We start from the raw sequence: 23765 nt of genomic DNA, 5'->3' as shown, positions 1-23765 counted from the left end.
CGTTGTATGTTTGAATTCAGCAATTATTCAAACAATTCATACCCACGAGGAGACACACGATGCAAGCCTTGCGTCTATTGCAAGCGGCCACGCTGGCCGCGTTCGTTTTTGGAGCATCCGCCGCCCAGGCCGCCGACACCTGCTCCAACCGGGGCGATCTGGACCAGATGTACTGCGACGCCGACAAGAACCTGGTGGCCGACACCCCTGCCGACGCGTCCAAGCTCAAGACGCCCTCCACGCTGGTGTTCACCTACACCCCGGTTGAAGACCCCGCCGTCTACGAAGACATCTTCAAGCCCTTCACCAAGCACCTGTCCGAATGCACGGGCAAGCGCGTGGTGTTCTACCAGGTGCAGAGCAACGCCGCCGAAATCGAAGCTATGCGCTCCGGGCGCCTGCACGTGGGCGGCTTTTCCACCGGCCCCACCGCCTTCGCGGTGAACATCGCCGGCGCCGTGCCGTTCGCGGTCAAGGGCTACGCCGATGGATTCCAGGGCTACAACCTGATCGTCATCGTCAAGAAAGACAGCCCCTACCAGAAGCTGAGCGACCTGAAGGGCAAGAAGCTTGCACACACCGCGCCTTCGTCCAACTCTGGCCACATGGCGCCGGTGGCCTTGTTCCCCAAGGAAGGCCTGACACCCGACAAGGACTACAAGGTCATCTTCTCGGGCAAGCACGACCAGTCCGTCATGGGCGTGAATTCGGGCGATTACGACGCGGCCGCCGTCGCCTCCGACGTGTTCAAACGCATGGTCGAACGCGGCCAGGTCAAGGAAGCCGATTTCCGCGTCATCTATACCAGCGAGAAATTCCCCACCTCGTCGTTCGCATACGCGCATGACCTGGAACCGAAGTTCCGCGACCAGATGCTGAAGTGCTTCTACGACTACCGTTTCCCCCCGGAAATGTCCAAGGCCTTCGACAACGCTGACCGCTTCTACCCGGTCACCTACGAGAAGGACTGGGCCATCGTCCGCCAGGTCGCCGAATCCGGCGGCGAAAGCTTCAACCGCGCCGCCTACGACCGCGAATCCGCCAAGAGCAAGAAGTAATCCAGCATGAAGACGTCGCTACGCATTTCCGGCCTGGTCAAGGAATACCGGGCCGGCCGGCCGGTTCTCAATGGCATTGACCTGCACATCGCCGGCCAGGGCCTAACCGCCATCATCGGGCCTTCGGGCACCGGCAAGAGCACGCTCCTGCGCTGCATCAACCGGCTGATCGAACCCACCAAGGGCGAGATCGTGCTGGAGTCCCAGGACGGCGCCGTGGACCTGGCGCGCGTGCGCGGCGCGGCATTGCGCCGCGCGCGCCGGCGCATCGGGATGGTCTTCCAGGAATACAACCTGGTCGAACGCCTGACGGTGATGGAGAACCTGCTGACCGGCCGGCTGGGCTATACGTCCGCCGTCAAGGCCTGGATGCGCCGCTTCGAACCCGAAGACATCGAGCACGCGTACAAGCTGCTGGATACCGTCGGGCTGGCAGGCTTTGCCGACCAGCGCGCGGATGCGCTGTCCGGCGGCCAGCGCCAGCGCGTGGGCATCGCCCGCGCGCTGATGCAGCGCCCGCAGGTGCTGCTGGCCGACGAGCCGACGTCTTCGCTGGATCCCAAGACCTCCGTCGAAATCATGGAACTGCTGTCCGCGCAGGGCAGCGCCACCGGCATTCCCGTCATCGTGAACATCCACGACGTCGAACTGGCTCGGCGCTACGCCACGCGCATCGTCGGCATGTCCGGCGGGCACGTGGTCTATGACGGCGACGGCCAGGGCCTGGATGCGTCCATGCTCAAGACCATCTACGGAGGCGAGTCTTGGCTGGAATGATGCAACCCCGGGGCGGCATCCGTCCCTTCGCCATGTCCGGGCGCGCCAAGGCGGGCGTCCTGCTGCTGGTGATCTACACCATTTACGCCGGCGCGCAACTGGACTTCAGTTGGGCGCGCTTCGAAACCGGCATGGGGCACGCGTCCACGTTTCTTGCGCGCATGTTCCCGCCCAATTTCGAAAAACCCGCCACCTTGTGGAAGGGCATCGCCGAGAGCCTGGAGATCGCGGTACTGGCGTCGGTGCTGGGCATCATCCTTGCCCTGCCCGTCGGCCTGCTCGGCGCGCGCAACATGATGCCCGCCTGGGTCTCGTGGCCCGCGCGGTCGCTCGTGGCGCTGTGCCGCGCCCTGCACCCGGTCATCGTCGCCATCCTGTTCGTCAAGGCCGTGGGCTTTGGCGCGCTGGCGGGCATCCTGGCGCTGACCGTCGCGTCCATCGGCTTCATCGGCAAACTCTTCACCGAAGCCATCGAAGAGATTTCCTTGAAGCAGGTGGAAGCGGTCCGCGCCACCGGCGCCTCGTTCGCCAACGTGATCGTGTTCGGCGTGCTGCCGCAGGTGTTCGCGCGCTTCATCGGCTTCGCGACCTATCAGTTCGACTCCAACCTGCGCAATTCCACCATGGTGGGCATCGTGGGCGCGGGCGGCGTGGGCGGCACCCTGTTCTCGGCCTTCCAGCGCTTCGACTACGACTTCGTCAGCGCCATCCTGCTGACCCTGATCGCCATCATCATGCTGGGCGAAATCATCGCGGGCTTCGTGCGGGCGGTGTTCCTGGACAACCTGGGCTTTGACCGCATCCTGCAAAGCCGCTTCGCCGGGGCGCGCGGCATCGGCGCCAGCAAGCCGACGGCGGCGCGCAAGGCGGAGGTGGACGAATGAACGCCCACGTCTCCCCCCTGAACCCGGCGGGCCAGCCCCGCGTGTGGCAGCGCTACAGCATGGGGCAGCGGCTGCTGCGCTTTGCCCTGTACCTGCTGGTGGTGGCCGCCATCGTGCAGGCGATCCGCGGCGTCGAAGTCATACCGGAATTCCTGTATGACGCCCCCGAGCAGATGGCCGACCTGTTCCGCCGCATGTGGCCGATCGACTGGGCATACTACCCGGACGGCGTCCACAACGCGCTGATCGAAACGCTGCACATCGCCACGCTGGGGACCATCCTGTCGGTGTTCATGGCCGTGCCGGTGGGGCTGCTGGCGGCCAACAACCTCACCCCCAGCAAGACCATCAACATGCTGGCCCGGCTGATCCTGGTGTCCAGCCGTTCGGTCAACTCGCTGGTGTGGGCGCTGCTGTTCATCGCCATCTTCGGCCCCGGGGCGCTGGCCGGCACGCTGGCCATCGCGTTCCGCTCCATCGGCTTTGTCGGCAAGCTGGTCGGCGAAGCCATCGAGGAAGCGCAGCGCGGCCCCATCGAAGCCGTCACCGCTACCGGCGCCAGCAAGGCTTCCGTCATCTGGTACGCCTACTGGCCGCAGATCCGGCCGGCATTCTGGTCCATCGTGCTGCTGCGCTGGGACATCAATGTGCGCGAATCGGCCGTGCTGGGCCTGGTCGGCGCCGGCGGCATCGGCATGGCGCTGGACACCGCGCTGAACCTGTTCCAATGGGACCGCGTGGCGCTGGTGCTGGCCGCCATCTTCGTGGTGGTCGTGCTGGCCGAGGTCATCATCACCCAGGCGCGCAAACGCATCCTGTAGCGCAGCATCCCCCCATAACGCGTGCCGGTTTCCCCTGACCAGCGCTTCCAGCCGCCGCCCCGCAACGGGCGGCGTCTTCTTTTGTGCGGCGCGGGTCCTTGTTATTGCGCCCCAAACGCGTCTAAGCTCAATGTGAACAAAATATGACCCGTCATCAAATCGCGCCCCTTCGTTGATTAAGATCTCGGCTTTTGCCGTTGGACACCCACCGCCATGTCGGAACAGGAATTGAAACTGCACGTGCCCACGGCTTCGCGCCAGGCCGTGCTTCGGGAAATCAAGCAACGCGAAGCCACCCACATCCGCCTGCACGCCATGTATTTCGATACGCCCGAACGCGAACTCGCGCGCGCGCGCATCGCCATCCGGCTGCGCCAGGAGGGCCGCGATTGGGTGCAGACGCTCAAGATGCCCGGCATCAATGCCATCACCCGCATCGAAATGAACCACCCCCGGCCGGGCCCCGTGCTGGACCTGTCCGTGTACGCCGGCACCGAAGTCGAAGGCGCGCTGGCGGCCATCAAGGGCGAGCTTGGCCTGCGCTATGAAACCGACGTCCAGCGCCTGCTGCGCAAGGTCCGCACGCGTTTCGGCACCGTCGAACTCGCCTACGACACCGGCATCCTGCGCGCGGGCGCGCTGGAGCTGCCCATCTCCGAACTGGAATTCGAACTGGTGTCGGGCCGTCCCGCGGCCATCTTCGCCACCGCGCGGGGCTGGCAGCAACGCCACGGCCTGGTGCTGGACCCGCGCAGCAAGTCCGAACGCGGCGACGCGCTGGCCCTGCTTGCGCAACGTCTGGCGGACGTGGACGCGAACCCGGGCGATGACCTGGAAGCGCGGCGGGCACGCGCCATTGCCCAGTTCTGGGCGCCGCGCGGCGCAGCCTCGGTCAAGCTGCGCGACGACATGACGCCCTCCCAGGCCATGGGCCGCATCGCGGCGGAATGCCTGGACCAGATCTGCCGCAACGCCTCGGTGCTGGCCGAAGTCGACACCGAAGGCGTGTACCGCGCCGGCAATTCCGAACACGTGCATCAGTTGCGCGTGGGCGTGCGCCGCCTGCGCTCGGCCTGGAAGCTGTTCGACGGCTGGATCGCACCGGTTCCGGACTCCTTGCTGCAGGGCGTGCGCACGCACTTCGCCGCCTTCGGCGCCAATCGCGACCAGGACGTGCTGAATGAAACCGTCGCGCCCGCGCTGATACGCGCCGGCATGCCCGTGATTCCCATGGAAGCCGCGCCGCCCGAACAGGACGCCCAGACCATCGCCGGCGGCAAGGCCTTTCAGGCCTGGTTGCTGGAACTGCTGGAATGGACCCTGGACGTGCCGCCTCTGCAGCCCGGCACGGAAGGCCAGACCATCGCCAACGGCACGCCCAGCGACACCGCGCCCGAACCCGCCATCCGCCTGGAAGGCGGCATGGCGGGCCCCAGCGTGAAGCCCACCATCATTCCCATGCTGGCGCCGGAACCCGACCCGCAGCGCCTGCACAAACAGGTGGCGCGGCGCCTGCACCGCTGGCACAGCAAGGTGGCCGACCAGGGCACGCAGTTCGCCACGCTGGACATCCCCACCCGGCATGAACTGCGCAAGCGCGGCAAGCGGCTGCGCTACAGCCTGGCGTTTGCGGAATCGCTGCTGCCCGCCGGCAAGCTGCGGGGCTATCGCAAGCTGCTGTCCAAGGTGCAGGACGTGCTGGGCGAAATCAACGATCTGGCGGTGGCCAAGGACTACTACGAGTCGTGTACGGCCACGCATCCCCAGGCTTGGTTCGCGCTGGGCTGGATCAGCGCGCGGCTGGAAGAACTGGCCGAGGAAGCGCAGAAGGCGTTCGACGACCTGGCCCGCAGCAAGCCGTTCTGGAAGTGATGCCCGTACCGCAAAAATAGCAACGGGACGGCGCTTGCACGCCGTCCCGCTGTGACACGCGCCGCGGGCGGATCAGTCGGCCAGCAAGGCCGCCGCGAATTCGTCCGCCACGAAGGGCTGCAGATCCTCCAGGCTTTCTCCCACGCCGATCCAGTACACGGGGATCGGACGCACGCCCTGGCTGCCCGCGGCCACGGCGGCCAGCGTGCCGCCCTTGGCGGTGCCGTCCAGCTTGGTCACGACCAGGCCAGTCAGCGTGATGGCGGCGTCGAAGGCGCGGATCTGCGCCAGCGCGTTCTGGCCGGTATTGCCGTCCACCACCAGCAGCACCTCGTGCGGCGCGGCGGCATCCGCCTTGCCGATGACGCGGCGGATCTTCTTCAGCTCTTCCATCAGGTGCAACTGCGTGGGCAGGCGGCCGGCGGTATCCACCATCACCACGCCCATGCCACGCGCGCGGCCGGCGTTGACGGCGTCAAACGCCACGGCGGCGGGATCGCCGCCCTCCTGCGAGATCACGCTGACGTTGTTGCGGCTGCCCCATTCCACGAGCTGCTCGCGCGCCGCCGCGCGAAACGTGTCGCCAGCCGCCAGCAGCACGCTGGCGCCCTGGCGCTGGAACGTATGCGCCAGCTTGCCGATGGACGTGGTCTTGCCGGCGCCGTTGACGCCGGCGATCATGACGACCAGGGGTTGGGTGCGCTTCAAGTCGAACGCGCGCTCCAGCGGGCGCAGGTGATCCGCCAGCAATTGGCACAGCGCCGTCTTCACCTTGGCCGGATCCTCGATGCGGTCCTTCTTGACGCGCGCGCGCAGCGCGGTCAACAGCTTCTCGGTGGCCTCCAGGCCCGCATCGGCCATAATGAGGGCCGATTCGAGCTCCTCGAACAGGTTCTCGTCGACCTTGACGCCGACGAAGATGCCGCCAAGGCTCTGCCCCGTCCGCGACAGACCCTGCTTCAGGCGGGACAGCCACGACGCTTTTTTCGGCGCATCGGCGGCAGGCTCAGGTGTGGGGACGGATGCAGGCACGGACGAAGCGGCAGGAGCCGGGGCCGGGGCCGGTATGGACGCAGATGCCGGAGCGGCGACTGACGCCGTGGCGGCCGACGTCGCGGCTACCGACGCCGTGGCAGGCGACGAAGCCGGTAATGGCGCGGGAGCAGGCGACGATGCCGCCGGCCGCGCCACAGGCGTAGGCGTAGGCGTAGGCGAAGCAATCGTGGCGGCAGGAGCCGGCACGGGAGGTACCGGGGCGGGCGCTGGCGCGCGAACCGGCTCGACCGTTGGCGCTGCGGGCACGACTGGCGCAGCAGAAGCTGGCCGATCCGCTGCGGCGGGCGCGGCGGACGGAGGCGGCGCAGGCATGGGCGCGGACGGCGCGGCAGGCGTCGGCACTGGGGCTACAACTGGAGCTGCGGCCGGAGCTACAACGGGGGCCGCCACGGCGGGTTCCACCAGCGGGGCGGGGGCGTCAATGACCTCCGGCGGCGGCGCGGGCTGGGCCGGCGCGGCGGGCGGAGGGGATTTTTTCTTGAAGAAGCGGCTAAACATGGGTAACAAGTATATTCGTATCGTCGGGGGCCAATACAGACGCACCCCCATCGCCGTGCCCGACGTGGAGACACTGCGTCCCACGCCCGACCGGGTTCGCGAGACGCTGTTCAACTGGCTCGGTCACTTGTGGGACGGCGAGTTCGCCGACAAGCAGGTGCTGGATCTGTTCGCCGGCAGCGGCGCCCTGGGGTTCGAAGCGGCTTCGCGCGGCGTGGCGCATGTGCAGATGGTCGAGCGGGACAGAACCGCCGCGTCCGCGCTGCGGACACTGCGCGACAAGCTCAAAGCCGACATGATACGCATCCATGTGGGCGATGCGATGCAGGTGGCCGAACGCATGGACGCCTCCCGGTTTGACCTGATCTTGCTGGATCCGCCCTTCGGACAGGGCTGGCTGCCGCGCCTTTGGCCGATTCTGCCGGGCATTTTGACCGATCATGGGCTAGTCTACGTAGAGGCGGAAGCCGCCATCGAAGCCCCCGAAGGATTCCAGATCTTGCGGCAGGACAAGGCAGGCGCGGTCCATTACCATCTGCTGGAATTTGCTGCATTGCGGAAATAGATCAATAATCCGGGCTTCGGAGGATGGTGTACACCACTAATAACGGTACGGAGCTCGCATGATCATCGCTGTTTATCCCGGCACTTTCGACCCGCTGACCCGGGGCCACGAAGACCTGGTTCGCCGTGCGGCCACGCTTTTCGACAAAGTCGTGGTGGGAATCGCCCTTAGCCGCAACAAAAAGCCCTTTTTCAGCATCGACGAACGCGTGGAAATCGCGCGCGAAGTGCTGGGCCACTACCCCAACGTGGAAGTGCAGAGCTTCGGCGGCCTGCTGAAAGACTTCGTCCGCGACCAGGGCGGCCGCGTCATCGTCCGCGGCCTGCGCGCGGTGTCCGACTTTGAATACGAATTCCAGATGGCCGGCATGAACCGCCATCTGCTGCCGGACGTCGAGACCCTGTTCATGACGCCGTCGGACCAATACCAGTTCATCTCGGGCACCATCGTGCGCGAAATCGCCCAACTGGGCGGCGACGTGAGCAAGTTCGTGTTCCCGTCCGTCGAACGCTGGCTCCAGGAAAAGGCCAAGGAACGCCGCGAGCAGTCCTGGCCGGGCTGAGACGCCCCCGCACCATCCCGGAAGGGCGCTTTTGGCGCCCTTCTTGCGCTTTCCCGGCGGCGCCCGCCCCGGCGCTACAATGACAGCGCCCCTTGCTTTGCTCCGCTGCCCATCATGGCCCTGACCATCACCGAAGAATGCATCAATTGCGACGTTTGCGAGCCCCAGTGCCCGAACGACGCGATCTCCATGGGTGAGGACTATTACGTCATCGATCCCGACCGCTGCACGGAATGCGTCGGGCATCACGACGAACCCCAATGCAAGGTGGTCTGTCCGGTGGAGTGCATCGAACTGCATCCCCAATGGAATGAAGGCCAGGAGCAGCTCATGGCCAAGTACCGCCGCCTGACCGGTGCCGCATGAGCGACTCGGCGCAATCCGAATCCCGCATCGATTTCCCCTCTGTTTCCCACCACGCCCGCCGCGACATGTCCGCGTCGGCGATCGCGGCGGGCTTGGTCGCCGTCCTGGTCAGTTTTGGCGGCACCGCCGTGCTGATGGTGCAAGCGGGCCATGCCGCGGGGCTGGACGCCGCGCGCATCGGCTCCTGGATCGGCTCGCTGAGCCTGGTGCTGGGCTTGGGCGGCGCGTTCTACAGCCTGCGCACCGGCCTGCCCATCGTCATGGCCTGGTCCACGCCCGGCGCGGCCCTGCTGGTCACGGCGCTGGCCGGCGTGCCCTTCAATGAAGCCATCGGCGCCTTCGTGCTGGCCGCCGCGCTGACCCTGGCGTGCGGGCTGTTCGGCTGGATCGATCCCATCCTGCGCCGCATTCCCGGTGAAATCGCCGCCGCCATGCTGGCCGGCGTCCTGCTCAATTTCGGCATGGGCATCTTCACCCACATTGGCAAGCAACCCGTGCTGGTGCTGACCATGTGCGCCGCCTACCTCGTATGCCGCCGCTGGGCGCCGCGTTACGCGGTGCTGGTGGTGATGGCGGTGGCCGTCGCCATGGCGGCCGGGCTGGGCCTGATGCGGGTGGACCTGCTGGACTGGCGGCTGACCGAATTCGTCTGGACCACGCCCGCCTTCAGCGCCCAAGCGGCGGTCAGCCTGGGGATCCCGCTGTTCGTGGTGGCCATGGCGTCGCAGAACCTGCCCGGCCTCGCCATCCTGCAGGCGGCGGGCTACCGCCCCCCGGCCTCGCGCCTGGTGGCCGCCACGGGCTTCCTGGGCCTCCTGGCGGCGCCCTTCGGCGCGCACAGCGTCACCATGGGTGCGATCAGCGCAGCCATCTGCACCGGCCCCGAGGCGCATGCCGATCCGGGCAAGCGCTACATCGCCGCCGCCACCTACGGGATCGGCTACGTCGCGCTCAGTATCGTCGCGGGCGCGGTCGCGGTCTTCTTCCAGGCGCTGCCCGCCGCATTGCTTGCGGCGCTGGCGGGCCTGGCGCTGCTGGGCACCATCATGGGCGGCATGGCGGCCGCCATGGCCAACCCGCAACGGCGCGAAGCGGCCCTCATCACGCTGCTGGCCACCGCGTCGGGGTTCAGTTTCTGGGGTATTGGATCGGCCTTCTGGGGCCTTGCGGCGGGCCTGCTGGCCCACGCCGCGTTCGAATACAGGCGGACCCGCTCGGGCCCCTGACCGTCCGGCTCAAGCCAGGCCGGCGTTCACACGGGCCAGGCGGCCACGGGCGTTTCGGGGTGCACCTTCATGATGCGGCAAGGCACCTGCACGAAATTGGAGATCCAGGCGGCGGCCAGCTCGCCTTCGTCGATCACATCGATGACCTGTTCGCCCACCTTCATGCTGTAGCGCACGCTGTCGTCGTCTTCGATGACGTCCAGCGGAATATCCATGCGCAGCATGCCCGGCGCCTTCAGCACCAGGTAGCCCAGGCGCAATTCGACGGATACCTCGGCAAGCCGCGGACAAAGCCCGCGGTTCAGCCACTGCCCCGAATCATTGGCGATCAGCCACTGCCGGTGATAGCCGGCGGCGTGCGCCTGCGCCGTGACGCCGCATTCGGCGATGGGCTGGAATTGGTCTGTCGTCATCTGCCCAGCAGTCCCTTCAAGGCCTTGTCCACGGCGGCGCCGCTCTTGCCCTTGCCGGAGACCGCTTCGCGCAGCTTGTTCTCCAGGCTGCGCTTGAGAATGCCGCCGATGGCGTCTTTCCAGAGCAGCGTGTAGGTGGGCGTTTCGAACGGCCCCTTGAGATGGACGGGAATGGTCACGTCCTTCAGGTCGATCAGTTCCTTGCCTTCGGGGTTAGCGGCCGGGTTGACGATGCGCGCGCGCGCCACCAGGTCCAGTTCGCTCTTGACGAAGTCGATGGTGGCCGGATCGCCCTGCGTCACCCGCAGCAGCGGCGACACGAAATTCAGGCGCTTCACGGTAGCAACGCCCTTGGCGATCGCGAGGTCGGCGTCCATTTCGGAAAACTCGGTCCGCTTGCTGCTGTCGGCGGCAACGGTCTCGTTCTGCGATTCAGGCGAGAACGCGGCCTTCAGGTCGCGCAGCGTCTGCGTCAGATCGATGCCCTTGACCGCGCCATCGCGCAAGCGCAGCTGCACGGTGCCGCCCAGGCCGCCTTTCATGGCATAGACATTGGCGCCGGCGGTCTTAAGATCCAGCGCCAGGCTGCCCGTGCCGCTTAGTACATTGCGCTGCGCCAGGTCCATCAGCAAGGGTTCGATCGCAATGCCGGCCAAGGACATCTTGGTGGCCACCTGATTGCCTTGCGCGGCATCCACGGACAGGGCGCCAGCCAGCTTGCCGCCGTAGAGGCCGGCGGTCAGGCTGGAGATTTCCAGCTTGCCCTTGTCCAGTTTCACCGCGGCGGCGACCTCGTCGGCCTTCAGGCCGCGCACGACAAGCTTGCCGACCTTCAGCGTGCCGTTGACGCTGGGGCCGACCAGCGCGGACAGGTCGATCGAATCGTCGACGGGCGCGGCGGGCGCGGGCTGCGCGGGCTTGTTCTCGTCTTTCTTGCCTTCGGCCGGCGGCTTAGCCGGCGCGGCGGCCACGGGCGGCACCAGCTTGTCCAGGTCCAGCGTATCGACCGCCAGCGCGAATTTCACCAGCGGCGAGTCCGAGAGCCTGGTGATGTCGGCGCTGAGATCGAACTTGCCGCCTTCCAGCACCGCATTGATCTTGCTGGTGGCCTGATCCTTCAGCAGATCCACCGACAGGCTGCCGATGACGGGAATCTGCAGGCTGCCCTTGGGCAGGCCCGGATCGGTGATGTTCACGTCACCGCGCAGGCCGGACAGGCCGCCGCTGCGTTGCAGCAGGTTCAAGGACAAGGGCGAGGCAAAGTTCAGCTTCACCACGCGTTCGCCATTCTTGGACGTGCTGTCCAGCTTGGCTTCCTTGATATCGAGTTCACCGGCGTTGCCGCTGATGCCGTTCAGGCCGAAGCTGGCGTCCAGGCCGCTGATGCGCACGCGGCCGGTCAGGGCTTCGCCCGTGGCCGACGCGGGCGAGATATTCAGCGCCGGCGCATCCACCGCGAATTCGAAGGGGCCATCGGCCACGCCGCCCTTGGCGCGCACGGCAAGCTTCTCGATCTGCAACTGGCTCTTGTGCGGATCGATCGCCAGCTTGGGGATCGCTACGCTGGCGTCCACATTGGTGGCGCGGGCGGCCGGATCGGTGATGTCGCCCTGGAACACGACTTCCAGGCCGGCCACGTCCAGCGCCGACTTCTGGCCGTTGAACGCCAGGTTGCCGCGCACCGCCAGGCTCTTGGCCTCGGCGCCAGGCAGCTTGCCGTCCATGCGCAGGTCCAGCTTTTGCGCGGCGTAGCGCTTGGCGGAAGGGTCCAGCGTCAGCAGGGCCTGACCGGTCAGGTTGGCGTCCACGCGCGGATTGCCGCCTTCGACTCGCGCCGACATCCGCACGTCGAACGGCTGGTTGAACGTGACACGGCCCGTATTGGCGTTGATGCGGGTCACGGCCACCGCCATGCCCGTGATGGCGTCCTGCAACTGCACTTCGCCGTCCTTCAGGTCCAGGCCGGCGATATCGATCTGCATGTTGTTGCGCGACGGCGGCAGGGTGCCGCTGGTGATCGCCTGCGCCGCGGTCTGCGCCGCGCCCATCAAGGTCCCGGCGGGATTGGACGGCGCCTCGGTGACCGGCGCCGCGCCGCCCACCAGGTTGCTGAAGTTGAACTGCCCTTGCTTGTCCCGGATGACGCGCGCCTTCAGGCCGCTGATGGCGACGTGGTCCACCACGAAGCTGTTGGACAGCAGGGGCCACACGGCCACCGCCAGGCGGGTGCTTTCAATCGAAGCGAAAGTGTCCGTGCTGTTGGGTTCGGACAGGGACACGCCCTGCACCGACAGACCGATCCGCGGGAAGAGCGAAAGCTCGATTTCGCCGTCGATCGTGAGCGTGCGGTTATAACGTTCCTGGACAAGCTCTTCCAGCTTGTACTTGTACGCGTTGGGGTCGAATGTCAGCAAGAAGATGGCCAGGCCAACGACGGCCACGACAACCAACACTACCAGGCCTATCAAAATGCGCTTGAACCACGTTTTCATTGCTGCCCCGTCGGTACCTCGACTGGAAATCCTTGATGCCGACCACCGCGCCGGGCGCGGGGAAGGTGCGTTGCCGGCAGAAACCGCCAGCCAGGCTTATTGAACTGTCTGCCTTTCAGGGCGTGTCCTCGCTCCTGCCGAGCCTGCGGCAAGGGCGACAAGGGAGGATCTACCAAGGAAGGCCTGCTGAAGACGCTGCTAACCCAGCGTACAGACACCGCTATCGTAACAAATCGGGCCGCTTAGCGGGATCGCCCAAGCTGACGACTTTCTGTCGGGCGGATTGTAGGGCTAGAATGATTGATCTATCAATCATTGATGCATCCAACAATGTCACCCCCCGTCCCGCCAACTCCGCACTCGCCCGGCCAGGTCCTTCCTTTCCGGCAGACCCTGCTGGCCATGCTGGGCATGTGCTTCGTCATGATGATGGTCGCCATCGACCAGACGGTGGTGGGCACGGCGCTTCCGACCATTGTGGCGGAACTGCGGGGCTTCGAACTGTATGCATGGGTAGCGACGTCTTACCTGCTGACCTCCGTCATCACGGTGCCGATCTTCGGCCGGCTCGGCGATTATTACGGCCGCAAGCCGTTCGTGGTCGCGGCCATCGTGCTGTTCACGCTGGCGTCGGCCCTGTGCGGCGCCGCCGACACCATGCTCTCGCTGGTGCTGGCGCGGGCGCTGCAGGGCATCGGCGGCGGCATGCTGGTGGGCACCGCCTTCGCGTCCATCCCCGACCTGTTCCCCGATCCCCATGTGCGGCTGCGGTGGCAGGTCATGCTCAGTTCCGCCTTTGGCATCGCCAACGCCGTCGGCCCGACCCTGGGCGGCGCGCTGACCGAGCACTACGGCTGGCGCTCGGTCTTCTACGTCAACCTGCCGATCGGCATCCTGGGCCTCTGGTTCGTGGCGCGCTACTTGCCGCATCTTCGCAACCACACCTCCGGCAAGGTGCGGCTCGACTGGCAGGGCGCCCTGCTGATCGCCCTGGCGCTGGGCAGCCTGCAACTGCTGGTGGAATTGCTGCCCAAGGAAGGTTTCAGCCTTCCCCTCGTGCTGCTGGGCGCGGGCAGCGTCGCGTCCTTCGCCGTGCTGATCTGGTGGGAGAAGCGCTGCCCGCATCCGCTCCTGCCCCTGGACATGTTCCGCAACCGCGGGCTGGCCACCCTTTTCACGCTGGCCCTGCTGGTGGGCGTGACGATGTATTCACTGCTGTTCTACGCGCCGCTGCTGCTGCAAGGCGGTTTTGGCCTGTCGCCCCAGGATGCCGGCCTGCTGATCACCCCCATGGTCGTCTTCATCACCGTCGGCAGCATCGTCAACGGACGCATCATCACCCGCATCCGCAATCCCAACCGCATGCTGTACGCCGGCTTCATCCTGATGGCGTTTTCCTGCCTGGGGATTGTTACGACCCATAGCTATACGTCACATGCGCTCATCGCCATCTACATGCTGATGGCCGGCCTGGGCATGGGATTCATCATGCCCAACCTGACCGTCTTCGCGCAGCAGACCGCGGGGCGCAGCCACCTGGGCATCGCCACCGCGCTGCTGCAGTCCCTGCGCATGATCGGCGGCATGCTGGGCACGGCGGTCGTCGGCACCATGGTCAGCCATAGCTACTTCAACGGCGTCGAATCCACCCTGCGGGGCGCGTCCGCGCAATGGCTGCCGGAACTGAACGATCCCCAGATGCTGGTCAATCCCGCGGCGCAGACCGAGTTCCTGGCACAATTGGCGCATCGAGGCCAGGATGGAACGTCGCTGATCGAGATCGCGCGGGTCGCGCTGGTGGGCGCCATCCATGAAGGGCAGCTCATCGCCCTGGCCGTGGCCATCTTCGCGATCTGGTGCGTGCGGCGCGTGCCCCTGGTGCAATTGGCCCGGCCGTCCAAGCCGGAGCCCGCCGGCGTCGGAGAGTAGCCTTTGCCCAAACAACAACACGGCCTTCAAGTCATCCAGCACATGGGCCAGACCTACCGCGTGATGCAAAGCGCGTTCAGCAGCAAGGTCGGTCACGCGCTGCCGCGATGGCGCATCCTGCTTGCGCTGCATGAAAACGGCCCGTGTTCGCAAAAGCACCTGGCCGAACGCTGCCGGCTGGATCCCGCATCGCTGACGCGCCAATTGCAGGCCATGGAGAAGCTGGGATGGATCGCGCGCGCCGTGGACGCGCAGGACAACCGGCTGACGAACGCCAGCCTGACGCCGGCCGGACAGGCCGTCGTGAATCAGGCCTTGCCAAAACGCGCGGCTTTCTTCGAAGAGTCGCTCAAGGGCCTGTCGGCCGCCGATATCGACACGCTGAACCGCGTGCTGAGCGTGCTGGAAGAGAATTTCCTGCATGCGGCCGGCGACAGGCAAAAAGCCGCCTGACCCAGCTTCCGCCTGGCCTCAATCTTCCGGATTGCGGCGCTGGAACTGGGCGATGGCCTGCAACAGCAAAGGCGCGAACTTCGCCGCGTAGGCGTCGCCCGTCCACGCGTGGGAGGCGCCCGCCACATGCAGCGCCCCATAGGCCTCGCCCTGCGCATTCGTCACCGCCGCGCCCAGGCTGACCTCGCCCACGATGAACTCGTCCACGACCAGCGCGTAACCCTGTTCGCGCGCCTTCTTGACCTCTGCCTTGACCGCCCTGGCAGTCGTCAAGGTCTTGGGCGTGTGGGCTGACAGTTCCATCCCCGCCAACTGCGCGGACAACTCGGCCTCGCTCAGCCGCGACAACACCGCGCGCCCGCCGGCCGTGCAATACAAAGGCACCCGCCGGCCAACCAGCGACGCATGGTAGTGCTCGGTCTGGGTCTGGTGCCGCATGACATGGACAAGCTCATCGCCATCCCGCAACGACAGGCTGATCTTCTCGCCCGTGGCTTGCGACAGGTCCAGCATGATGGGGTTCAGCGCTTCCACCAGCGCGTGCGTGCGCAGGAAATGGAAGGTCAGGTTCAGCATGCCGGTGCCCAGGCGGTACCGCCGCGTCCCCGCGTTCTGCTCCAGATATCCCTCGGCACACAGCGTGTAGGCATAGCGCTGCGCGGCGCTCTTGTCCAGCCCGCTGCGCTCCATGATTTCCGTCAGGCTCAGGTCGCCCGCCGCGCTCTTGAAACAGTCCAGCACCTGGAACGCCTTGCCCACGGACCCTACGTACAGTGCATTCGTCGTCATCGTTTTACCTAATGGTCGAGCTGCGCCCTGGTAGCGCATAATAATACTAAGTATTAAATAATAATACCTAAGGAATAAGGAATGACACTGGACAACGGACTCACCGCGGCGCAATGGCTTGAAAGCCAGCAACCGGCCATGCTTGCCCTGCTGGCCGATATCGTCAATATCGACTCCAACAGCTATGACAAGCCGGGCGTGGCGCGCGTGTTCCGGCGCCTGGAAGCGTTCTTCTCCTTGCATGGGCTGACCGTCACGTCGCACTACGCGGGCGACATCGAAGCCGCCATCTCCGTCACGGCGAATCGCGGCAGCACCGTGGGCAAGCCGGTATTGCTGATGGGGCATTGTGACACCGTCTTCCCGGCGGGCGAAGCCGCCCGGCGGCCGTTCCGCATCGAGGCCGGCCGCGCTTACGGCCCGGGCGTCGCCGACATGAAATCGGGCATCGTCATGAACGCCTTCCTGCTGGCCGCGATCGCCCGCAGTGGCAAGGACGTACCCGAAGTCACCGGCCTGTTCACCTGCGACGAAGAGATCGGCTCCCCGCTCAGCAAGGACGCGATCACCACGTTCGGCAAACAGGCCGGTTTCGTCTTCAACGCCGAACCCGGACGCCCGTCGGGCAACGTCGTGACCGGCCGCAAGGGTGGCGTGTTCTTCAACATGGAAATCGAAGGCAAGGCCGCGCACTCCGGCGCGAATTTCGCCGAAGGCATCAGCGCGATCTCCGAACTGGCGCACAAGGTCGTCGCGCTGGACGCCCTGACCGACATCGACGCGGGCGTCACCGTCAACGTCGGCCTGGTCAACGGCGGACTGTCCGTCAACACCTCCGCCCCATCGGCCAGCGCGGCGATCGACCTGCGCATCTTCAACCTGGAGCAGCGCGAATCCCTGGTCGGAAGCATCCGCTGCATCTGCAACAAATCCTTCATCAAGGGCACCTTGTCCAAGCTGGACATCACCGGCGAATTCAAACCCTTCGTGCCCACCGCCCAATCGCGCAAACTGTTCGAGCTATACCAGGCCGAACTGGGCGCGATCGGCCACAAGGCCGAGGCGGAATTCAGCGGCGGCTGCGCGGACTCGGGCGTGACGTCCAGCCTGGGCGCCATCACGCTGTGCGGCACCGGCCCCGTCGGCGGCAAATTCCACACCCTGGATGAATATTGCGAGGTCGGCACCATCGTCCCCCGGGGACAGGCGGTGCTGAACACGATACTGCGGCTTTCCCACACCCAGTGGTAGCCGGCGCCCAGACCGCCGCCCGACCACCCTGCATTCTCACCAGGTGATTTTCATGACGTCACACGCTTTGCAGACCCGCCGTTCCCTACTCAAAGCCAGCGCCGCGCTGGCGTTCGCGCCCGCCGCCTTGTGGATGAAATCCGCCCAGGCGCAGGCCTATCCCGCTGGCCCGGTCAGCATGATGGTTCCCTACCCCGCCGGCGGCCCCAGCGACGTCAGCGCGCGCATCCTGAGCGGCCCCATCGGCGACAGCCTCGGCGCGCGGGTCGTGGTTGAAAACCTGGGCGGCGCCACCGGCACGATCGCGGCCTCCAAGGTGCTCAATGCCAAAGCCGACGGCGGCATATTCTTCCAGGGCACGCAGAACGAACTGATTCTGCCGCCGCTGACCAACCGCGCCGTCCGCTACCAGCCCGACGCCTTCGAGAGCCTCCAGCCCATCACCATCACGCATCTGGTGCTGCTGGTGCGCGCCGAGCTGCCCGTCAACTCGGTCGAAGACTTCCTGAAACTGGCCGGCCAGCGCGATGCATCCGAGTCCCTGACCTACGGAACGGTGGGAGTCGGATCCCTCTACCACCTGATCACGGAACACCTGGGCAAGGTCGTGAAGGTGCCGTTCACGCACGTGCCCTACAGCGGCACCGCACCCGTCATCCAGGATCTGGCCGGCGGCCAGATCGATTTCAGCATCATGCCCTTCCAGGCGTCGATGCTGGAAATGATCAAGGGCGGACGATTCAAGGCGATCGCCGTGCTGTCGAAGAACAAGCCCGCCGTGCTGGCGCACGTGCCCAGCATCGCCGACACGCCCGCGCTGGCCGATTTCGAATACGCCAGCTACGCCGGCTACTACGTGAAGAAAGGCACGCCCGTAGCCGTCAAGGAAGCCCTGAACAAGGCAATCGGCCACGCCCTGGAAGACAAGACCGTCATCGCCAAACTGGAAGCGGATGGACGCAACGTTTCGCCCCGCATGAGCCTGGAGGATGCGGCCGCCGCCTATGCGCGCGAGGTGGCGAAGTACAAGGAGATGATCCGGGTGACGGGGTACGTTCAGGCGGGTTGAAAACGCGGGCGCCAAACGCCGAGGCCCCGGAGAGAGGATTTCTTTCCGGGGCCTCGCTTCAAACAGATTCCGGTCCCGGCGAATGCGGGACCGGATGACGATCAGACGTTGAACAAAAAGTTCATCACGTCCCCATCCTGCACGATGTATTCCTTCCCTTCCGCGCGCATCTTGCCCGCTTCCTTCGCGCCCTGCTCGCCCTTGTAGGCAATGAAGTCTTCATAGGCGATCGTCTGCGCGCGGATGAAGCCGCGTTCGAAGTCGGTGTGGATGACGCCTGCGGCCTGCGGCGCGGTGGCGCCGATCGCGACCGTCCAGGCGCGCACTTCCTTCACGCCCGCGGTGAAGTACGTTTGCAGGCCCAGCAGCTTGAAGGCGGCGCGGATCAGGCGGTTCAGGCCCGGTTCTTCCATGCCCATGTCGGACAGGAAGGCCTGGCGGTCGGCGTCGTCCAGGTCAACGATTTCGGATTCGATGGCGGCGCAGATGGCCACGACCGGTGCGTTGCGGGACGCGGCGAATTCGGTCAGGCGGTCGAGCAGCGGGTTGTTGGTGAAGCCGTCGTCGGCGACGTTGCCCACGTACATCGCGCGCTTGGCGGTGATGAAGCAGAGCTGGGCGATGTCGGCCTTTTCCTCGGTGGTCAGGTCCAGCGCGCGGATGGGCTTGGCTTCGTTCAACTGGGCGATGCACTTTTCCAGCACGGCCACGATGCGCTGCGCTTCCTTGTCGCCCGAACGCGCGGTCTTCTGGTGGCGTTGCAGGGCCTTTTCGGCGGTCTGCAGGTCAGCCAGGGCAAGTTCGGTCTCGATGACTTCGATGTCGGCGATGGGGTCGACCTTGCCGGCCACGTGGATCACGTTGGGGTCTTCGAAGCAGCGCACCACGTTGACGATGGCGTCGGTTTCGCGGATGTGCGACAGGAACTGGTTGCCCAGGCCTTCGCCCTTGCTCGCGCCGGCGACCAGGCCCGCGATGTCGACGAATTCGACGGTGGCCGACAGGATGCGTTCGGGCTTGACGATTTCAGCCAGCTTCTGCAGACGCGGATCCGGCACCTCGACCACACCGACGTTGGGTTCGATGGTGCAGAACGGGTAGTTCTCGGCGGCGATGCCGGCGCGGGTCAGAGCATTGAAGAGTGTCGATTTGCCAACGTTGGGCAGGCCGACGATGCCGCATTGCAGAGCCATGGGAATCCTGTGTAAGTACGGTATTGATCGTTAACGTTCTAGTTTACCCCGCCCGGGCGAATGGGAACCTGGGCGGGAGGCGGGCATGCGGCCCCGCTAATTCGCCGCGGCGGGCACCCAGCGCATGACGGCCCAGATCAGCAGGATGGGACCGGCATTGAAGATGGAATGCAGCAGGATGGCCGCGCCGATGCCGCGCCGCACGCGCATCCAGCCGAGCACCAGGCCGGTCAGCCACTGCGGCAGCACCAGCAGCGGCAGCAGCCAGTACGGCGTCTTGTTGAAGACGAAGTTGGTCAGGTGGACCGCGGCGAACGTCAGCGCGACCAGATGGAACACCAGGCCGAAGTGCTTCAGGTAGTACCGCCTCCAGGTTGTGTCCCAGCCTTTCAGCGGCTCCGCGCGTTGGCGGGTGCCCCAGCATGCCAGGATGATGAAGGCGGCCAGCAGCAGGCCCGTCCACACCTTGGGACCCCAAAGCACCACGGGGACCAGCGCCGGGATCAGCCACAGGACTTGCAGGGGCCGGCGCAATCCGTACCGGAACAGCATTTCCTCGACCAGCGGCGCCCACAGGACGGCGGTTAGCCAGGGTATGTTGTGGGGGTCCAGCCGATGGGTGACGCCGCCCAGGCCCGCGGCGGCGACGGCCACGGGGCCCAGCGCAAACAGATTCACGGCCCACAGCACGGCGGCCCAGGCCAGGATGCGACCCGGGCCGACGCCCGGCCACCAATCCGCCACCAGCCCGCTGGCCTGGGTTCGTCCCGGCTGGCGCGAGACGGGATGCGGATGGCGGATGAAGCGCCAGAAGTCCGCGATCTCGCTGCGAAACCGCAATGTCCTGCGGGAGGGGGACGGCTGGCCGGCGTCCATCAGGATTCGTTGCCGCTATGCAATTGGCGCGTGGCCAAGGGAAAATCGCCCGCCAGCATGGCCGGCACGACCGCGCGGCAGCGGTCGATGACGGCTTCGATCGCCTTCTGTTCATCGCGGCGGGGCGGATGCAGCACGAAGTCGGCCACCTGCTGCGCCAGGCCGAGCGTGCGCGGATGGCCGATGCCGATGCGCAGGCGCCAGAAATTTGGGCTGCCCAGCACGGCCTGGATGTCTTTCAGGCCGTTATGGCCCGCGTGTCCGCCGCCCTGCTTGAGCTTCACCTGGCCCGGCATCAAGTCCAGTTCATCGTGCAGCACCAGCACCTGCTCCGGCGCCAGCTTGTAGAAGCGCGCCAGCGCCCCGACCGCCTGGCCGGACTTGTTCATGTAGGTGATGGGTTTGAGCAGCAGCACGTTGTCGGCGCCCAGGCGCGACTTGGCGACCATGCCGAAGAAGGACTTCTCCAGCGCAAAAGACGTGCGCAAGTCGTCCGCCAGGTGGTCGGCCAGCCAGAAGCCGGCGTTATGCCGGGTGGTTTCGTAGTCGGGACCGGGATTACCCAGTCCCACGATGAGGCGTATGGGAATAGACATGATGGGGGTGTTTAAACCAAAAAACCCTGCGCATGCAAATGCACACGCAGGGTTTCGGGCACAAGCCCGGCCATAAGCCGCAGGAAAGCCGCAAGGCTTTCCGGCAGGACTTAGGCGGCCGGAGCGGCTTCGGCTTCGTCGGCAGCGGCAGCGCCGCCCTTGACCACGGCAGCGGCCAGCAGGGGGTTGTCTTCCGCGCCGTGGGGCACGTAGGTCACGCCCATGGGCAGCTTGATGTCGGCCAGGTGGATCGAAGCGCCAGCCAGGATGTCGGCCAGGTTGACTTCGATGAACGGGGGCAGAGCCGACGGCAGGCAGGTGATTTCCAGTTCGGTCGTCACGTGGCTGATGATGGCGCCGCTCAGCTTCACAGCCGGCGAGATCTCGGCGTTCACAAAGTGCAGCGGCACCTTGGTACGCAGGGCCTGGTTGGCATCGACGCGCTGGAAGTCAACGTGCAGGACTTGTTGCTTGTAGGCGTGCCATTGAACCGAACGCAGCAGAACTTGTTCTTCCTTGGCGCCTTCGAGCTGCATTTGCAGGATCGACGCGTGGAATTCTTCCTTGCGCAGGGCGTGGTAGATCTCGTTGTGGTCGAGTTCGATGTTCAGGGGGGCAGCCGTACCACCATAGACAATGGCGGGAACGCGGCCCGCGCGGCGCAGGCGGCGGCTCGCACTCGATCCCTGGACGCTACGCGCAGTGGCGATGAATTTCATGGATAACTCCGAAAACAATAAGGTGAAGAGACTTCACCGGTTTATGCACGGCGCGCAAAATGCCCGCCGTGTTGATTGCGCCTTGCCGCGACCAGCAAGGTGCAAAAACTGGATGTCCGGGCTGTCGGCCCGATCAACGCACCAGCGTCAATCGACGAACAGCGAGCTGACCGATTCCGCGTTGGAAATACGCAGAATGGTCTCGCCCAGCAGCGCGGCGCAGGAGAGCTGGCGGATCTTGCCGCTGGCCTGGCCTTGCTCGGAGAGCGGGATGGTGTCGGTCACGACGAGTTCGTCGAGTTCCGACGCTTCGATGCGGTCGATGGCGCCGCCCGACAGCACGGGGTGCGTGCAATAGGCGTAAACGGCGCCGGCGCCGCGGTCCTTCAGGGCCTGGGCCGCCTTGCACAGCGTGCCGGCGGTGTCGACCATGTCGTCCATGATGATGCAGGTACGGCCGTCGACTTCGCCGATGATGTTCATCACTTCCGACACGTTGGCGCGCGGACGGCGCTTGTCGATGATGGCCAGGTCGGCTTCGAGCTGCTTGGCCAGCGCGCGGGCGCGCACCACGCCGCCGATGTCCGGGGACACGACGACCAGGTTCGAGAAGTTGCGGCGCCAGATGTCGCCCAGCAGGATCGGACCGGCGTAGATGTTATCCACGGGGATGTCGAAGAAGCCCTGGATCTGGTCGGCGTGCAGGTCCATGGTCAGGACGCGGTCTACGCCAGCCACTTGCAGCATGTTGGCCACGACCTTGGCCGAGATGGCCACGCGCGCCGAACGCGGGCGGCGGTCCTGGCGGGCATAGCCGAAGTAGGGAATCGCGGCGGTGATGCGGCCAGCCGAAGCGCGGCGCAGGGCATCGACCATCACCATGATTTCCATCAGGTTGTCGTTGGTGGGAGCACAGGTGGGCTGCAGGACGAAGACGTCCTTGCCACGCACGTTCTCGTTGATTTCGACCATCACTTCGCCGTCCGAGAAGCGACCGACGGTCATCTTGCCCAGGGACATATCGAGGTGGTTGACTACGTCCACGGCCAGCCGAGTGTTGGCGGTGCCCGTGAAGATCATGAAGCTATCGTTTGCCATGATGGATGATGCGATGGTCGTTTTAAGACACTAACGAGGTGATGCGAGGTACTGCCAGCAATGCACAACTTTCGCCAGAGCCCGGAAAATAAAAAAGCTGCTGAACCCGGGCCAGTGTCTTACAGGCGTGTTCAACAGCTTTTTTATGTATTCGGTTGGCTGGGGAGGAAGGATTCGAACCTTCGCATGCCGGAATCAAAATCCGGTGCCTTAACCAGCTTGGCGACTCCCCAACTATCTTGCAATCCAATTCCGCAACGGATGTTCAGTCAATCCAGTACATGCCTGCACTAACCGAAACCGTGGATGCGTTTGGCTGAATGTTTTATCAGCGCCGCGCATTATAGCGGTAATTTCTGCTTCTGCCAAAACGGCTTCGGACAGTTCGGAAAACTCGGCGTATAAACACGCGCCAGATCCCGACATGCGGACAGTATTTCCCAAAAGGGCGTCTTGTCCTGCAAGCCACCGCGATGCCCCAAGCACTTCAGGGTAAAGACGGTAGACCACCGGCTCCAGATCATTTCTGCCAAAGAGCACGTTGCCGTGCGCGTTTCCTTGAGCATTGCTGCGGGGTGAACCGCTGGGCAAAAATGTTTGCGAAGCAAGAAAGTCCGCTATTGTGATGTAAGAAGAATCCCTTGTCAAATCGGGGGCGGAGAATATGCCGACAGTCGGCACGCTTGCATCCGGCTGCGCCACGAGATAGGCGCGTTCGGGCAAGGTCAGGGCCGTCAGTTCTTCGCCGATTCCTTCCGCGAACGCGGATTGGCCGAACACGAAAACCGGCACGTCGGCGCCCAGCGGCAAGGCCAGCGCCATGAGTTCGCGGCGCGACAGGCCGGTGCCCCACAGCTTGTTCAGCGCGATCAGCACGGTCGCGGCATCGCTGGACCCGCCACCCAGCCCACCGCCCTGCGGGATGCGCTTCTCAAGGCCGATCTGCACGCCCTGGCGCGTGCCGGTGGCCCGTTGCAGGGCATGGGCGGCGCGCAGTGTCAGATCCTGCGCCTCGGGCACGCCCGGCAGTTCAGCCGCTCGGCTGATGACCCCATCCGTGCGCGCATCGAAATGCAGCGTGTCGCAAAGGTCGATGAAACGGAACGCCGTCTGCAACAGGTGATAGCCGTCGGCGCGGCGGCCCACCACGTGCAGGAAGAGGTTCACCTTGGCGGGAGCGGGAACGTCGTAAAGGGTCACGA

The 23765-nt window shown here is 65.4% G+C and carries 23 protein-coding genes and 1 tRNA gene; 13 read left to right on the top strand and 11 right to left on the bottom strand.

Annotated elements, in window-relative coordinates; genetic code table 11:
- Window positions 1–59 precede the first annotated feature (59 nt).
- The 5 genes from phnD to ASE30_RS05225 all read left to right on the top strand — a co-directional run bounded on the left by phnD (window position 60) and on the right by ASE30_RS05225 (window position 5412).
- The gene (gene phnD / locus ASE30_RS05245) at window positions 60–1058 is read left to right on the top strand and encodes a phosphate/phosphite/phosphonate ABC transporter substrate-binding protein (RefSeq protein ID WP_057283151.1); all 999 of its coding nucleotides are present in this window, start codon (window positions 60–62) and stop codon (window positions 1056–1058) included.
- A 6-nt stretch (window positions 1059–1064) separates the two neighbouring features.
- A complete protein-coding gene (gene phnC, locus ASE30_RS05240) occupies window positions 1065–1835 on the top strand; it encodes a phosphonate ABC transporter ATP-binding protein (RefSeq protein ID WP_057283150.1) in 771 nt (256 codons plus the stop codon).
- Window positions 1832–2719 (top strand): phosphonate ABC transporter, permease protein PhnE, encoded by an 888-nt coding sequence (phnE, locus tag ASE30_RS05235; protein ID WP_057283149.1) that lies wholly within the window; start codon window positions 1832–1834, stop codon window positions 2717–2719. The genes phnC and phnE (ASE30_RS05235) overlap by 4 nt, the downstream gene beginning before the upstream one ends.
- On the top strand, window positions 2716–3540 hold the full coding sequence (gene phnE, locus ASE30_RS05230; RefSeq protein WP_057283148.1) for a phosphonate ABC transporter, permease protein PhnE: 825 nt from the start codon (window positions 2716–2718) through the stop codon (window positions 3538–3540). The genes phnE (ASE30_RS05235) and phnE (ASE30_RS05230) overlap by 4 nt, the downstream gene beginning before the upstream one ends.
- Window positions 3541–3753: 213 nt before the next feature.
- Complete coding sequence (locus ASE30_RS05225) at window positions 3754–5412, top strand: CYTH and CHAD domain-containing protein (RefSeq protein ID WP_057283147.1); 1659 nt, start codon at window positions 3754–3756, stop codon at window positions 5410–5412.
- A gap of 72 nt (window positions 5413–5484) precedes the next feature.
- On the opposite strand, the gene ftsY is transcribed toward ASE30_RS05225, so the two are convergent.
- Window positions 5485–6780: a signal recognition particle-docking protein FtsY gene (gene ftsY / locus ASE30_RS05220; protein WP_082601444.1), complete on the bottom strand. Its 1296-nt coding sequence runs from the start codon at window positions 6778–6780 to the stop codon at window positions 5485–5487.
- Window positions 6781–6964: 184 nt separating this feature from the next.
- On the opposite strand from ftsY, the gene rsmD reads away from it, so the two are divergent.
- The 4 genes from rsmD (at window position 6965) to ASE30_RS05200 (ending at window position 9685) form a co-directional block, all read left to right on the top strand.
- Window positions 6965–7531 carry a 16S rRNA (guanine(966)-N(2))-methyltransferase RsmD gene (rsmD, locus tag ASE30_RS05215; RefSeq protein WP_057283283.1) on the top strand — a complete coding sequence of 189 codons (567 nt, stop codon included), beginning with the start codon at window positions 6965–6967 and terminating at the stop codon, window positions 7529–7531.
- 58 nt (window positions 7532–7589) lie between these two features.
- A complete protein-coding gene (gene coaD / locus ASE30_RS05210; protein ID WP_006227601.1) occupies window positions 7590–8093 on the top strand; it encodes a pantetheine-phosphate adenylyltransferase in 504 nt (167 codons plus the stop codon).
- Window positions 8094–8207: 114 nt separating this feature from the next.
- Complete coding sequence (locus ASE30_RS05205; RefSeq protein ID WP_006391351.1) at window positions 8208–8459, top strand: YfhL family 4Fe-4S dicluster ferredoxin; 252 nt, start codon at window positions 8208–8210, stop codon at window positions 8457–8459.
- A gap of 65 nt (window positions 8460–8524) precedes the next feature.
- Window positions 8525–9685, top strand: coding sequence for a benzoate/H(+) symporter BenE family transporter (locus ASE30_RS05200; RefSeq protein ID WP_156407552.1), 1161 nt, complete (start codon window positions 8525–8527; stop codon window positions 9683–9685).
- 26 nt (window positions 9686–9711) lie between these two features.
- Here the strand turns inward: ASE30_RS05200 and ASE30_RS05195 are convergent, their stop codons facing one another.
- Both ASE30_RS05195 and ASE30_RS05190 read right to left on the bottom strand, forming a co-directional pair.
- A complete protein-coding gene (locus ASE30_RS05195; protein WP_057283144.1) occupies window positions 9712–10098 on the bottom strand; it encodes an MOSC N-terminal beta barrel domain-containing protein in 387 nt (128 codons plus the stop codon).
- The gene (locus tag ASE30_RS05190) at window positions 10095–12590 is read right to left on the bottom strand and encodes an AsmA family protein (protein ID WP_057283143.1); all 2496 of its coding nucleotides are present in this window, start codon (window positions 12588–12590) and stop codon (window positions 10095–10097) included. The genes ASE30_RS05195 and ASE30_RS05190 overlap by 4 nt, the downstream gene beginning before the upstream one ends.
- Window positions 12591–12920: 330 nt before the next feature.
- On the opposite strand from ASE30_RS05190, the gene ASE30_RS05185 reads away from it, so the two are divergent.
- Together ASE30_RS05185 and ASE30_RS05180 are read left to right on the top strand one after the other, a co-directional pair.
- Entirely contained in the window at window positions 12921–14519 is a 1599-nt protein-coding gene (locus ASE30_RS05185) for an MDR family MFS transporter (protein ID WP_057283142.1), read from the top strand.
- Between the two features lie 3 nt (window positions 14520–14522).
- Window positions 14523–14972, top strand: coding sequence for a MarR family winged helix-turn-helix transcriptional regulator (locus ASE30_RS05180; protein WP_057283141.1), 450 nt, complete (start codon window positions 14523–14525; stop codon window positions 14970–14972).
- A gap of 18 nt (window positions 14973–14990) precedes the next feature.
- On the opposite strand, the gene ASE30_RS05175 is transcribed toward ASE30_RS05180, so the two are convergent.
- The gene (locus ASE30_RS05175) at window positions 14991–15761 is read right to left on the bottom strand and encodes an IclR family transcriptional regulator (RefSeq protein ID WP_057283140.1); all 771 of its coding nucleotides are present in this window, start codon (window positions 15759–15761) and stop codon (window positions 14991–14993) included.
- 81 nt (window positions 15762–15842) lie between these two features.
- Here ASE30_RS05175 and ASE30_RS05170 point away from each other — a divergent pair, with 81 nt between their 5' ends.
- Window positions 15843–17012, top strand: a complete 1170-nt coding sequence (locus tag ASE30_RS05170; protein ID WP_057283139.1) for a M20 family metallopeptidase — start codon at window positions 15843–15845, stop codon at window positions 17010–17012.
- Window positions 17013–17064: 52 nt separating this feature from the next.
- Window positions 17065–18081: a tripartite tricarboxylate transporter substrate binding protein gene (locus ASE30_RS05165; protein ID WP_057283282.1), complete on the top strand. Its 1017-nt coding sequence runs from the start codon at window positions 17065–17067 to the stop codon at window positions 18079–18081.
- Window positions 18082–18182: 101 nt separating this feature from the next.
- Here the strand turns inward: ASE30_RS05165 and ychF are convergent, their stop codons facing one another.
- The 7 genes from ychF to ispE all read right to left on the bottom strand — a co-directional run bounded on the left by ychF (window position 18183) and on the right by ispE (window position 23763).
- Window positions 18183–19274: a redox-regulated ATPase YchF gene (gene ychF / locus ASE30_RS05160; RefSeq protein WP_057283138.1), complete on the bottom strand. Its 1092-nt coding sequence runs from the start codon at window positions 19272–19274 to the stop codon at window positions 18183–18185.
- Window positions 19275–19370: 96 nt separating this feature from the next.
- Window positions 19371–20150, bottom strand: a complete 780-nt coding sequence (locus ASE30_RS05155; protein WP_057283137.1) for a type II CAAX prenyl endopeptidase Rce1 family protein — start codon at window positions 20148–20150, stop codon at window positions 19371–19373.
- Window positions 20150–20746 (bottom strand): aminoacyl-tRNA hydrolase, encoded by a 597-nt coding sequence (gene pth, locus ASE30_RS05150; protein ID WP_057283136.1) that lies wholly within the window; start codon window positions 20744–20746, stop codon window positions 20150–20152. The genes ASE30_RS05155 and pth overlap by 1 nt, the downstream gene beginning before the upstream one ends.
- A 110-nt stretch (window positions 20747–20856) precedes the next feature.
- Window positions 20857–21465 carry a 50S ribosomal protein L25/general stress protein Ctc gene (locus tag ASE30_RS05145; protein WP_057283135.1) on the bottom strand — a complete coding sequence of 203 codons (609 nt, stop codon included), beginning with the start codon at window positions 21463–21465 and terminating at the stop codon, window positions 20857–20859.
- Window positions 21466–21612: 147 nt separating this feature from the next.
- The gene (locus ASE30_RS05140) at window positions 21613–22563 is read right to left on the bottom strand and encodes a ribose-phosphate pyrophosphokinase (protein ID WP_006227587.1); all 951 of its coding nucleotides are present in this window, start codon (window positions 22561–22563) and stop codon (window positions 21613–21615) included.
- Between the two features lie 156 nt (window positions 22564–22719).
- Window positions 22720–22796, bottom strand: a tRNA-Gln gene (locus ASE30_RS05135).
- Between the two features lies 1 nt (window position 22797).
- Window positions 22798–23763, bottom strand: coding sequence for a 4-(cytidine 5'-diphospho)-2-C-methyl-D-erythritol kinase (ispE, locus tag ASE30_RS05130; protein ID WP_057283281.1), 966 nt, complete (start codon window positions 23761–23763; stop codon window positions 22798–22800).
- Window positions 23764–23765: the final 2 nt, after the last annotated feature.

Origin of the sequence: Achromobacter sp. Root83 (assembly GCF_001428845.1) — a bacterium.
In the GTDB taxonomy this organism is placed as follows: Bacteria; Pseudomonadota; Gammaproteobacteria; order Burkholderiales; family Burkholderiaceae_B; genus Achromobacter.
Note: the sequence above shows the minus strand (reverse complement) of the source record. Positions and strands in the feature narration are given on the sequence as shown.